Here is an 11772-nt window from a genome sequence, read left to right on the forward strand (position 1 = left end):
GGTCACTTGACGGCGCCGGCGGTGAGTCCGACGACCAAGTAGCGCTGGAGCAGCAGGAAGCCGGCGACCACGGGCACGCTCACGACGAGTGAGGCTGCCATGACCTGGTTCCAGTACACGTCGGTCTGGGTGGCGTATCCCTGCAGGCCGACGGCGAGGGTGCGCGTGGTGTCGTTCGTCATGACCGACGCGAAGAGCACCTCGCCCCAGGCCGTCATGAAGGCGTACACCGACACCGCGACGATGCCGGGAACCGCTGCCGGTACGACGACGCGGAACAGTGCGCCGAGCGGGCCGCAGCCGTCCACCATCGCGGCCTCGTCGAGGTCGCGCGGGATGGAGTCGAAGTAGCCGACGAGCATCCAGATGGAAAAGGGGAGCGAGAACGTCAGATAGGTGAGGATGAGGCCGCCGCGGCTGCCGTACAGGGCGATCCCCGTCGAGTTCCCGATGTTCACGAAGATCAGGAAGAGCGGGAGGAGGAAGAGGATGCCGGGGAACATCTGGGTGGACAGCACCGTCACCGTGAAGAACTTGCGGCCACGGAAGCGGTAGCGGCTGACGGCGTAGGCGGCGAAGATCGCCACCGCCACCGAGGCCACGGTCGCGCTGACGGAGACGATCACCGAGTTCACGAAGTACTTGGCGAGCGGGACCGTGTGCCAGATGTCGATGTACGGCCGGAACGTGAAGCCGCTCGGGATCCAGCGGAACGAGCCCTGCACGTCCTGCAGCGGCTTCAGCGAGCTGCTGAGCATCACGTACACCGGGGCGAGCGTGAAGACCGTGAGCAGGGTGAGGAAGATCCGCCGGGTCCAGTGGAACGATCTGGGCTGCGCCATCGGTGACGGGGGAGGGGCGTTACGCATCGGCCGGATCCCTCCTTCGTGACGTGATGAGCAGATAGATCGCCGTGATGAACAGCAGGAACAGCAGCAGGAGTACGGACATGGCCGAGCCGGCGCCGAAGTTCCAGGTGACGAAGGAGGACTGGTAGATGTGGATGGAGATCAGGTCGGCGGCCTCCGGCGCCGATCTGCCGAACAGCACGTACGGCGTGTTGAAGTCGTTGAACGTCCACAGGAAGAGCACCAGCACCAGCACCTGGTTGACGGGCCGCAGCGAGGGCAGGGTGATCCGGCGGATCTGCTGCCAGACGCCCGCGCCGTCCATCGACGCCGCCTCGTACAGCTCCCGCGGGATGTTCTGCAGTCCTGCCATCAGGCACAGGAAGGCGAACGGCCACGAGCGCCACACGGAGACGGTGACGAGGGCGGTGAAGCTGTTGTCGCCGATCAGCCAGAACGACCGCTCGGAGGTGAGGTGCAGTTGGTCGTGGATGACGTGGTTGATCATTCCTGTGTCGCGCTGGAACATGAACGACCAGGTGATGACGGCCGCGTAGACCGGCAGCGCGTACGGCACCAGGAAGATCGCCCGCAGGAACCCCCGGCCGCGGAAGGCGTCCTGCATGAGGATCGCCGCCGCGGTGCCGAGGAGCCAGGAGAGCCCCACGGCGAGGAGGGTGAAGCAGAGGGTGACCCAGAACGAGTGCAGCAGTGCCTCGCCGACCGGGGCGTCGAAGTCCACCGCGATGCGGTAGTTGTCCAGGCCGGCCCAGGGCGCGGCGCCCCAGTCGCGGATGAAGAACTGAGTGAGCTGTTTGAAGCTCATCACGATGCCGACGATCATCGGGATGAGGTGGATCAGCAATTCGAGCAGGAGCGCGGGAAGCAGGAGCAGGTAAGGCAGGCCGATCCGGCGCAGTCGCGCGATCACGAGGCCGGCATCTGCTGCTGGGCCTTGGTGAGGGCGGTCTTCACGGACTCGGTGGTGACGTCCTTGCCTGAGGCGGCCTGCGCGAAGAGCTCCTTCATCGCGGTGCCGACGAGCGTTTCGAACTGGCTCTCGTTGGGGACCTGCGGCAGCGGGGCGGCGCTCTTGGCGAGGACCTCGGCGAGGGTCTTCAGGTCGGGCGCGGAGAACGCCGGGTCACTCTGCGCCTCCTTGACGGGCGGCAGCGAGCCGTAGGTGGCGTTGAGGATCTTCTGCTCGGCCGGGCTGGTCATGAAGTTGACGAACTTCAGGGAGCCGTCGAGGTTCTTGGTGTTCTTGAAGACGGCGAGGTTGATGCCGGCGACCATCGAGTTGATGGCGGTCGCACCCGTGGCGCCCGCGGTCTGGAACGGCACCGGGGCCACGCCGTAGTCTTCGGGCTTCATGCCGTGGGACTTCAGCGAGGAGGCGGCGGCCTGCCACATCAGCATGCCGGCCTTGCCGGTCGCGAAGTCGGTGAGGGACTGGTTGGCGGAGTACTCGGCGTTGCCGGGTGCCGCGATCTTGTCCTTGCCGATGAAGTCGATGTACTGCTTGACGGCGGCGACGTTCTCCGGGGTGTCGAACGTGGCCTTGCCGGAGGCGTCGAAGAAGTCCGAGCCGTGCTGCTTGGCGAGGACGAAGGCGTGGTGGATGTTCTCCGAGCCGTTGCCGCCCTCGACGGCGAGGCCGTACTTGCCGTCCTTGGTGAGCTTCTTGCCGTCGGCGACCAGCTCGTCCCACGTCGTGGGCGGGGCGGCTATGCCGGCGTCGGCGAACATCTTCTTGTTGTAGTAGAGCCCGTAGGCCAGCGAGTACAGCGGCACGGCGGCCGGGTCCTTGCCCTGCGCGCCGGCGGCGGCGAGGGCGGCGCTGACGAAGCGGTCCTTGCCGCCGATCTTGCCGAAGGTGGCGGCGTCGAAGGGGAGCAGCGCTCCGGTGGCCTGCAGCGAGGCGGACCAGGTGTTGCCGATGTTCAGGACGTCCGGCCCCTGGCCCGAAGTGGCCGCGGCCAGGATTCTGTTGAGCAGGTCGGACCAGGGGACGACCTCCAGCTTGACCTTGATCCCGGTCTGCTGCTCGAACTTCTTCAGCTCGGGCTCCAGGACCTGCTTGTCGTTCTCCAGGCTGGTGCCCTGGTTGCTCGCCCAGTACGTCAGCGTCTTGGGGCTGGTGTTGCCGCCGCTGTCGTTGTTGCTGGAGCCGCCGCCGCAGGCGGAAGCGGTGAGTGCCATCGCTGCGGCGATGGCTGTTGCCGCTACTGCCCGGTGGTAGGTACGCATGACGGTCCCCTCTCAGGGGTGGGATCGCTACGGAACGAGAACGGGTCTGGCTCTGGTGCGGAACCTGACGGGGACGACTCCGGAAAACGTCAGGAACGGGTCGCGAAGGGTCTGGAACAGGTCTGGAACAGGTCTGGAACAGGTCCGGGTCCGTTCAAGAAGTGAACGAGCGCCGTGTCTTATTTCAGGGCGTGATTTAACTTGTGAGAAAAGGTGGCGTCAAGAGTTCGCGCACCGATAGATTTCAGCCGGGGAGTCAGGGGAGGAGGACCGGATGGCAGATCGAGGCAAACGAACCGTGCGTGACCTGCGGCGCGGCAACCGGTCGGCGCTGCTGCGCCACCTGTATTTCGAGGGGCCGCTGAGTCGCCAGGAGTTGGGGCGGGACTCCGGCCTGAGCGCCGGATCCATCAGCAACGTCGTCGGCGACCTGATCGCCGACGGGCTGGTCGAGGAGGCCGGCTCCGTCGACTCCGACGGCGGACGGCCGCGGATCCTGCTCAGGGTCGCCGCCGGGTACGGCTGCGTCGTGGGGGTGGACGTCGGCGAGACCCGGGTCCGGGTCGAGCTCTTCGACCTCGCCCTCACCGAACTGGCCGCGGCGGACCTGCCGTTGTCCGACAGCGGCCATGACGTCGACCACGTCGTACGGCTGATTCTCGACGGCCTGTCCGCCGTCGTCCGCGACGCGGGCATCTCCGAGAGCGATGTGCTCGGGGTCGGCGTCGGGGTCCCCGGCATCGTCGAGCAGGGTGACGGTGCCAACGCCCCCGGCGGAACGAACGGCTCCGGCGTCGACCTCGGCAGCGGCGAGGGCATCGTCGTGCACGGCCAGACCATCGGCTGGGACGCGGTCCCGTTCGGCCGCCTGCTGCGGGCCGGCACCGACCTGCCGCTCTACATCGACAACGGCGCGAAGACGCTCGGCCAGGCCGAGATGTGGTTCGGCGCCGGACGCGGCGCGGGCAGCGCCGTCATCGCCCTGCTCGGCTCGGGCGTCGGCGCCTGCGTGGTCGCCGACGGCAAGCCGTACCGCGGGGCCACCAGCAGCGCGGGCGAGTGGGGCCACACCACCCTCCAGGTGGGCGGCCGGCTCTGCCGCTGCGGGGCCCGGGGCTGCCTGGAGGCCTACGTCGGCGCGGAGGCGCTGCTGGAGCGCTGGGGGAGGGCTCCCGAGGGGCAGAGCGAGGAAGCGGGCCTCACGGCCCTGCTGGCCGCCGCCGACCAGGATCCCTCGGCGGCCGCGCTCCTGGCGGAGACCGCCGAGTACCTGGGCGCGGGCATCGCCGACCTGATCAACCTCTTCAACCCCGAGCGCATCGTGATCGGCGGCTGGGCCGGGCTCATGATCGGCCCCCGGCTGCTGCCGGCCGTCCGCGAGGCGGCGGTGGCCTACGCGCTGCACCACCCCTGCGCCCAGACCTCCATCGAGATGGGACGGCTCGGACCCGACGCGGTCACGGTCGGCGCGGCCACCCTGCCGCTGGCCAGGCTCCTCGACTCGGGCGGCGCGCCATGGAACCGGAACCCAACCGTCCGGGAGGCTCGACTGGAGGTACGTTGACAAAGCGGGCGCCATTCCGGCCGCGCCCGCCCCGTCGTACCGCGCCCCGCCGAGGAGTCCCGCCGTGGCCCTGCAGCACCAGATCGTCGGCACTGCCATGCAGATGGCCGTATGCACCCTTCAGCCTGGTCAGACGGTGTACTGCGAGGCGGGGAAGTTCCTGTTCAAGACGTCGAACGTGACCATGGAGACCCGGCTGTCCGGGCCGGCCGGCGGCCAGCCCGGCGGCGGCGCGGCCGGCGGCATGGGCGGCATGCTGCGCCAGGCCATGGGCACCGCCATGCAGGCGGGGCAGCGGGCGCTCGCGGGCGAGAGCCTCGCCTTCCAGTACTTCTCCGCGACCGGCGGCGAGGGCACCGTGGGCTTCGCCGGTGTGCTGCCGGGCGAGATGCGGGCTCTGGAGCTGGACGGGACGCGGGCCTGGTACGCCGAGAAGGACGCGTTCGTGGCCGCCGAGTCGACCGTCCACTTCGGTATCGCCTTCCAGGGCGGACGGGCCGGCCGCAGCGGCGGCGAGGGCTTCGTCCTGGAGAAGTTCACCGGCCAGGGCACGGTGATCATCGCGGGCGCCGGGAACTTCATCGACCTGAACCCGGCGGACTTCGGCGGCCGCATCGAGGTCGACACCGGCTGCATCGTGGCCTTCGAGGAGGGCATCGAGTACGGCGTGCAGCGGATCGGCGGCCTCGACCGGCAGGGGCTGATGAACGCGGTCTTCGGCGGCGAGGGGCTGTCGCTGGCCACCCTGGAGGGCAACGGCCGGGTCATCCTGCAGTCGATGACGATCGAAGGCCTGGCCAACGCGCTGAAGAAGGCCCAGGGCGCCGACAAGCAGGGTCCGACGGGCGGGCTGTTCTCCACCCACTCGGGCTGACCGGAGGGGGCCGGCGCGGGACCGAAGCGGGCGCCCGGGGAGTGGCGGCGGCCGGTTAACTCCTGGAAAACAGTGTGTCGTTGGGATTGACGCACCCCGGTCTACGCGCGTCATGGTGGTTCGCATGAGAACCCCACGTCTCACTCGTATCGGCGCGCTCGCCGTCCTCGCGGGCACCCTCCTCGTCGGCGGACCGGCGGTCGCCGCCTCTCCGGCCACCCTCGCCCCCGCCCCCGCCACAGCTTCCGCTTCCGTCGGTTCGTCCACGACGGTGACGGTCAACGCGGTCGGCAGCATCTGCTACTCGGCGCTGCCGTCGCAGGCCCACCACACCCTCGACCTCATCGACGCGGGCGGGCCGTTCCCGTACTCGCAGGACGGCGTCGTGTTCCGGAACCAGGAACAGCTGCTGCCCAGTCACACCAGCGGCTACTACCACGAGTACACCGTCGTCACCCCCGGCTCGCCGACCCGCGGCGCCCGCCGGATCATCACCGGCCAGGCGGTCGCCGAGGACTACTACACCGCCGACCACTACGCATCGTTCAAGCGGGTCAACTTCGGCTGCTGACCACCCTGCCCACCGCCTTCCCGACCGCAGGGCGCGGAGCGTGCGCCGGAGTTCTCTACGGCGCACGCCCCGCGCTTTCGCGTGTTACGGACCGGACACGTCCCCGCGAACCGCGTGCCTCGATGTCGGAGTCACCCGATAGCGTTTCGGCAGACGATGCTTCGCCCCGTTCCACAGCACCGAGGAAGGACGGCGATCCGCCGTGTACCGCTGGGAGATCACCCGGGCCGCGCTGGCCCAGCGGCTTTTCGCCATCGTCCGCAGCGAGAGCTACGACCAGGCCGCCGCGGTGGCCGACACGTTGCTCTCCGCCGGGCTGACCACCCTGGAGATCTCGCTCACCACGCCCTTCGCGCTCGAAGCGGTGACCACCCTTGTCCGCGAGGTCGGCGAGGACGCGATCATCGGCGCGGGCGCCGTGCTGGACGCCACCTCCGCGCGGATGGCCGTCGACGCCGGCGCCCGCTTCCTCTCCTCGCCCTGCCTGGACGCGGGAGTCGTGCGGACCGGCCACCGTTACGGCGTCCCGGTCTTCCCCGGCGTGGCGACGCCCACCGAGATGGTCCGCGCCATGGAACTCGGCGCCGACGCGCTCAAGCTCTTCCCCGCCTCCGGCTACGCCCCCGGCTGGATCACGGACGTGCGCGCCGCCCTGCCGCAGGCCGCCCTGCTGCCCGCCGGCGGCATCTCGATCGACACCGCGCCGGACTGGATCGCCGCGGGCGCCGTCGCCTGCGGCATGGGAGCGGAGCTCACCGACGGCGACCGGGACACCGTCGCCAAGCGCGTCACGGAACTGCTCGCCCGCCTGGCGGACGCCCGCTGACCCCACCCGCCGGCCCCTCACCAAGCTCCTCCGTGAGGGGGACGCGCGCCCCGCCCACGGCCGGTTACGGTGCGAAGCACGGCAAACCAGTGTGGCCAGGGGGTTCTGGGTATGTCCGAGATCGTCGATCTGACCGTCTACGGCGAGGAGTTCACCGCCGATCCGTACCCGATCTACGCCAAGTTGCGCGAGCAGGGCCCGGTCCACCGGGTCCGCACCGTCGACAACGGCGAGCTGTGGCTCGTCGTCGGCCATGAGGCGGTGCGCTCGGCGCTCGCGGACCCGCGGTTCAGCAAGAACTGGCGCATCCTGGACCCGCTCACCGAACTCAACAGCATCAGCGCCAACATGCTGGAGGCCGACCCGCCGCACCACACCCGGCTCCGCAAGCTCGTGGCCAGGGAGTTCACCGGCCGCCGCGTCGAGGCGCTGCAGCCGCGGATCCAGCAGATCACCGATGAGCTGCTGGACGCGATGCTGCCGCTGGGCCGCGCCGATCTCGTGGACGCGCTCGCGTTCCCGCTCCCGATGACGGTCATCTGCGAGCTGCTGGGCGTCCCGTCGCTGGACCGCGACGCGTTCCGCCACTGGTCCAACGTGATCGTCGGCCAGACGGGCGACGAGGTGGAGCAAGCCGCCGTCGAGGCCATGGGCGCCTACCTGGTGCAGCTCATCGAGGACAAACGGTGCAGCGCTCCCGCGGACGACCTGATGAGCGCGCTGCTCCGGGCCCGGGACGAGGACGGCGACCAGCTGTCGGCCGAGGAGCTCGTCGGGATGGCCTTCCTGCTGCTGGTCGCCGGGCACGAGACGACCGTCAACCTGATCTCCAACGGCGTGCTGGCACTGCTGCGGCACCCCGCCCAGCTCGCCGAGCTGCGCGCCGACCCGTCGCTGCTGGACGGCGCCGTCGAGGAGATGCTGCGCTACGACGGGCCCGTCGAGACGTCCACCTGGCGGTTCACCTCCGAGCCCGTCGACATCGGCGGCACCGTCATACCGGCCGGGCAGCCGGTGTTGGTGGCACTGGCCTCCGCGGACCGCGACCCGGCGCGCTTCGAGCAGCCGGACACCTTCGACATCCACCGCTCCGCCCAGGGCCATCTGGCGTTCGGCCACGGCATCCACTACTGCCTCGGCGCCCCGCTGGCCCGCATCGAGGGCCGGACCGCGATCCGCACCCTGCTCGACCGCTGCCCGGAGCTGGCGCTCGACGCGGACCCGGCCACGCTGACCTGGCGGCCCGGCATGCTGATCCGCGGCGTCCACCGGCTGCCCGTGCGGTACTGAGGGCTGACCTAGAATCGGTCCCGATCAAGGCATCAGCAGCGCTGCTGACGCGCGTCCGAGTCGTATCGGGAGGCCCAGAAGTGTCCGTTGTCGCCGTGCCGGGTTCGAAGTCGGTCACCGCCAGAGCGCTGTTCCTGGCAGCCGCCGCGGAAGGCACCACCACGCTCCGCCGGCCGCTGCTCTCCGACGACACCGACGGGTTCGCCGAGGGCCTGGTGAAGCTGGGCTACGCGGTCGAGCGCGCGGCGGACCGCTGGCGCATCGAGGGCCGCCCGGCCGGGCCGGCGGTCGGGCAGGCGGACGTGTACTGCCGTGACGCGGCCACCGCCGCCCGTTTCCTGCCCGCGCTAGCCGCCGCCGGACACGGCACGTACCGCTTCGACGCCTCCGCCCAGATGCGCCGCCGCCCGGTCGCCCCGCTCACCGACGCCCTGCGCCGGCTCGGGGTCGACCTGCGGCACGAGGAGGCGGAGGGCCACCTGCCGCTCACCGTCACCGCGCACGGCATCAAGGGCGGCGACCTCGAACTCGACGCGAGCCTGTCGTCCCAGTTCCTCACCGCGATGCTGCTCGTCGCGCCGCTCACGGCCGAGGGGCTGCGGATCCGCGTCACCGGGCTCGTCTCCGCGCCCTACGTGGAGATCACCCTGGCGATGATGCGCAGCTTCGGCGTCGAGGTGCTGCGCGAGGGCGACACACTCACCGTCCCGCCCGGCGGCTACCGCGCCACCGACTACGACATCGAGCCCGACGCGTCCACCGCGAGCTACTTCTTCGCCGCCGCCGCGCTGACCGGCGCCTCGGCGACCGTTCCCGGTCTGGGTGCGGACGCGCTCCAGGGCGATCTGCGCTTCGTCGACGTCCTGCGGCGGATGGGCGCGCGGGTGGAGACCGGCGCGGACGCCACCACGGTCACCGGCACCGGGCGGCTGTCCGGTCTCACGGTCAACATGCGCGACATCTCCGACACCATGCCGACGCTCGCGGCCATCGCGCCGTTCGCCGACGGCCCGGTGCGGATCGAGGACGTCTACAACACCCGGGTCAAGGAGTGCGACCGGCTGGACGCGTGCGCGGAGAACCTCCGGCGCCAGGGCATCAGGGTCGAGACCGGACGCGACTGGATCGAGATCCACCCCGGCACGCCCGTCGCCACCGAGATCGCCTGCCGCGGCGACCACCGCATCGCGATGAGCTTCGCCGTCGCCGGGCTGCGCACCCCGGGCGTCACGTTCGACGACCCGGGATGCGTGAAGAAGACCTTCCCCGAATTCCACGAGGCGTTCGCGGCGCAGCGCCGCGCGTGGGGCGTCTGAGCCCCGGGGCACTTCGCTTCAGCGCGCGCTGTACTCGACGAGCGCCAGCCGCAGGGTCTCGCGCATGAGGTCCACCCCGACGGCGATGCACTCCTCGTCGACGTCGAACCGTCCGCTGTGCAGGTCGTAGGCGGTCTCGCGGCCGCGGGGCCGGACCCCCAGCCGGGCCAGGCCGCCGGGAACGGACTCCAGGTACCAGGCGAAGTCCTCGCCGCCCAGGCTCTGCGGGGTCTCGTACCGTGCCCCGGGCGCGAGCGCCGACGTGACGGCCGCGTCGAACACCCGCATCGCGTCCGGGTGGTTGGTCACCGCGGGCGCCACCTGGTTGAACTCGGCGTGGAAGGTCACTCCGTACGGGGAGACGATCGCGCCGGCCAGGCGCTCGAACAGTTCCGGTACCGCCGCCCACGCCTCCCGGCTCAGCGACCGCACCGTCCCCAGGGACGTGACGCTCTCCGGCCGGCCGTCGGCACCCGGGACGCTGTTGACGGTCCCGAAGACCGCGGAGGCCACCATGGCGGCCCCGGCCGGCAGTGCGTTCTGCAGGGCGGTCGGGAGGTCGGTGATGAGCTTGGCCATCACCATCACCAGGTCCGCGGGGTGGGCTCCGGGCGCGGTGCCGGCCGCCGGCTGGGTGATCCGGATGTCGAAGGCGGTCAGGCTGGAGGTGATCGGGCCGGTGCGGATCCCGACCCGGCCCACCTCGCCCGCGGGGTCGCAGTGCAGGGCGTAGATGACGGCCACGTCCTTGAGCACCCCGGCCGCGATGGCCTCGTGGGCGCCGCTGGGCACGGCCTCCTCGGCGGGCTGGAAGACGAACCGGACCCGCCCCGCGATCTGCTCCGGCGCCTCGGCCAGTTCCAGCGCCAGCCCGAGCATGATCGTGGTGTGCACGTCGTGCCCGCAGGCGTGACAGGTCCCGGGCCGGGTCGACCGGTAGGGGACCTCCTTCTCGTCCGCGACGGGCAGCGCGTCGATGTCGGCGCGCAGCGCCACGAGCGGGCCGCGGCCGTCGCCGATGTCGCAGGACAGGCCGGTGCCGCCGGGGAAGATCTGCGGGGCGAGGCCGGCGGCGGTGAGCTGCTCGGCGATGAAGGCGGTGGTGCCGAACTCCTTGCGCGCCGTTTCCGGGTGCGCGTGGATGTGGCGGCGGATCTGCACCAGGCGGTCGAACCTGTCGGGATTCATCACTATCCAGTTCCAGCGGTGACGGAGGTCGCAGCGCGGACGCTCGCTGCTCGACGGCGTCATCGTATGCGAGCCGGCCGGACCGGCGGGTCCGCCGTGTCCGCAGGACAACTGCCGTGCGCGGAGGGCTCTTTGCGGAGCCGGGGAGGGCCGTGAGCCGTACGGGGGCCGGTGAGCCGGGTGCTCCGGCCGCCGGATATCCCGCGAAGGTGTGACGGTCCGGCCGTCAGTGCGATTCCGTCGGTGCCGCCGGCTGCGCCGGGAGCCGGTCGAGGACGATGCCGAACGACTCGCGGTAGACGGAGAGCAGTTCGTCCCGCGCCACCTCCCGTTCCCGCCGCTCCCCGTCCTCCGTGCTGATGAGGGAATCGCCGCTGAGGGTGATCCGCCCGGCCGGGGTGAGCAGCGAGCAGACCGGGGACCGGGTGAAGTGGGACGCGGGGGAGGTGCTCTGCCACCAGCAGGTGGGCACGAAGTCGACCAGGTCGCGCGGTCGTTGCTCCAGCCGGTACTCCGGCTCGCCGTCCTTGAGGACGTCGAGGTCGCCGCCCGGCGCGTCGACGACGCGGAAGACACCGCTGGGGTCCGACTGGTCCTCCCGGCTGTCCAGCCGCAGCGGGTGGTGGGTGAACCGGCCGAAGCCGACGTCCACCAGCCAGGGTCCGGACGCCTCGACGCGCAGCGCCAGGTGGTCGAAGGGCGGCCCCGGCACGCCGTCCTCATCGAGGACCCGGGCGGCCAGCAGGCTCACCGGGTAGCCGAGCCGCGTCAGGAGCGCGCCGAACAGGCCGTTGAGTTCGTAGCAGAAGCCGCCGCGGCGGGCCTCGACGACCTTGGCGAGGAGCGCCTCCTCCGACAGCGCGATCTCCTCGCCGAGATGGATCGAGAGGTTCTCGAACGGCACGGCGAGCAGATGGCGCAGCTGCAGCTCGCGCAGCGCGGCGGCGTCGGTGACGGCGGGGCGTACCGCCCCGATGCGCGAGAGGTAGGCGTCGGCCTGTGATGCGTCCATGACGCAGTTATGCCTCAGAGATCCGCCGGGCGC

General features: G+C 70.9%; 10 protein-coding genes and 1 pseudogene. 6 read left to right on the top strand and 5 right to left on the bottom strand.

The window, feature by feature from the left end:
- Positions 1–2: 2 nt before the first annotated feature.
- From O3X23_RS31450 to O3X23_RS31460, 3 genes and pseudogenes are all read right to left on the bottom strand, one after another.
- Positions 3–869, bottom strand: a complete 867-nt coding sequence (locus tag O3X23_RS31450; RefSeq protein ID WP_269275545.1) for a carbohydrate ABC transporter permease — start codon at positions 867–869, stop codon at positions 3–5.
- Positions 862–1770, bottom strand: a pseudogene (locus tag O3X23_RS31455) (carbohydrate ABC transporter permease); the annotation flags it as partial. The gene O3X23_RS31450 and the pseudogene O3X23_RS31455, both read right to left, overlap by 8 nt.
- Before the next feature lie 5 nt (positions 1771–1775).
- Complete coding sequence (locus O3X23_RS31460) at positions 1776–3098, bottom strand: ABC transporter substrate-binding protein (RefSeq protein WP_269275547.1); 1323 nt, start codon at positions 3096–3098, stop codon at positions 1776–1778.
- A gap of 274 nt (positions 3099–3372) precedes the next feature.
- Between O3X23_RS31460 and O3X23_RS31465 the strand changes: the two genes are divergently transcribed.
- The 6 genes from O3X23_RS31465 to aroA all read left to right on the top strand — a co-directional run bounded on the left by O3X23_RS31465 (position 3373) and on the right by aroA (position 9539).
- A complete protein-coding gene (locus tag O3X23_RS31465) occupies positions 3373–4662 on the top strand; it encodes an ROK family transcriptional regulator (RefSeq protein ID WP_269275549.1) in 1290 nt (429 codons plus the stop codon).
- A 64-nt stretch (positions 4663–4726) separates the two neighbouring features.
- Entirely contained in the window at positions 4727–5536 is an 810-nt protein-coding gene (locus tag O3X23_RS31470) for an AIM24 family protein (protein ID WP_269275550.1), read from the top strand.
- 124 nt (positions 5537–5660) lie between these two features.
- The gene (locus tag O3X23_RS31475) at positions 5661–6107 is read left to right on the top strand and encodes a ribonuclease domain-containing protein (RefSeq protein WP_269275551.1); all 447 of its coding nucleotides are present in this window, start codon (positions 5661–5663) and stop codon (positions 6105–6107) included.
- A gap of 202 nt (positions 6108–6309) precedes the next feature.
- Positions 6310–6933 (top strand): bifunctional 4-hydroxy-2-oxoglutarate aldolase/2-dehydro-3-deoxy-phosphogluconate aldolase, encoded by a 624-nt coding sequence (locus O3X23_RS31480; RefSeq protein WP_269275552.1) that lies wholly within the window; start codon positions 6310–6312, stop codon positions 6931–6933.
- Between the two features lie 111 nt (positions 6934–7044).
- Entirely contained in the window at positions 7045–8223 is a 1179-nt protein-coding gene (locus tag O3X23_RS31485) for a cytochrome P450 family protein (protein WP_269275554.1), read from the top strand.
- An 80-nt stretch (positions 8224–8303) separates the two neighbouring features.
- Positions 8304–9539 carry a 3-phosphoshikimate 1-carboxyvinyltransferase gene (gene aroA / locus O3X23_RS31490; RefSeq protein ID WP_269275556.1) on the top strand — a complete coding sequence of 412 codons (1236 nt, stop codon included), beginning with the start codon at positions 8304–8306 and terminating at the stop codon, positions 9537–9539.
- Between the two features lie 18 nt (positions 9540–9557).
- Here aroA and O3X23_RS31495 read toward each other — a convergent pair whose 3' ends face one another.
- Positions 9558–10727, bottom strand: a complete 1170-nt coding sequence (locus O3X23_RS31495; RefSeq protein ID WP_269275558.1) for an amidohydrolase — start codon at positions 10725–10727, stop codon at positions 9558–9560.
- A 226-nt stretch (positions 10728–10953) separates the two neighbouring features.
- Positions 10954–11739 (bottom strand): arylamine N-acetyltransferase family protein, encoded by a 786-nt coding sequence (locus O3X23_RS31500; RefSeq protein ID WP_269275560.1) that lies wholly within the window; start codon positions 11737–11739, stop codon positions 10954–10956.
- Positions 11740–11772: the final 33 nt, after the last annotated feature.

Origin of the sequence: Streptomyces sp. H39-S7, from assembly GCF_027158205.1 — a bacterium.
Lineage (GTDB): Bacteria > Actinomycetota > Actinomycetes > Streptomycetales > Streptomycetaceae > Actinacidiphila.

What these genes read in the sequence shown, in the direction of transcription:
- O3X23_RS31450 (WP_269275545.1), bottom strand. Translation starts at nt 869, where the DNA reads ATGCGTAACGCCCCTCCCCCGTCACCGATGGCGCAGCCCAGATCGTTC.
- O3X23_RS31460 (WP_269275547.1), bottom strand. Translation starts at nt 3,098, where the DNA reads ATGCGTACCTACCACCGGGCAGTAGCGGCAACAGCCATCGCCGCAGCG.
- O3X23_RS31465 (WP_269275549.1), top strand. Translation starts at nt 3,373, where the DNA reads ATGGCAGATCGAGGCAAACGAACCGTGCGTGACCTGCGGCGCGGCAAC.
- O3X23_RS31475 (WP_269275551.1), top strand. Translation starts at nt 5,661, where the DNA reads ATGAGAACCCCACGTCTCACTCGTATCGGCGCGCTCGCCGTCCTCGCG.
- O3X23_RS31485 (WP_269275554.1), top strand. Translation starts at nt 7,045, where the DNA reads ATGTCCGAGATCGTCGATCTGACCGTCTACGGCGAGGAGTTCACCGCC.
- O3X23_RS31495 (WP_269275558.1), bottom strand. Translation starts at nt 10,727, where the DNA reads ATGAATCCCGACAGGTTCGACCGCCTGGTGCAGATCCGCCGCCACATC.
- O3X23_RS31500 (WP_269275560.1), bottom strand. Translation starts at nt 11,739, where the DNA reads ATGGACGCATCACAGGCCGACGCCTACCTCTCGCGCATCGGGGCGGTA.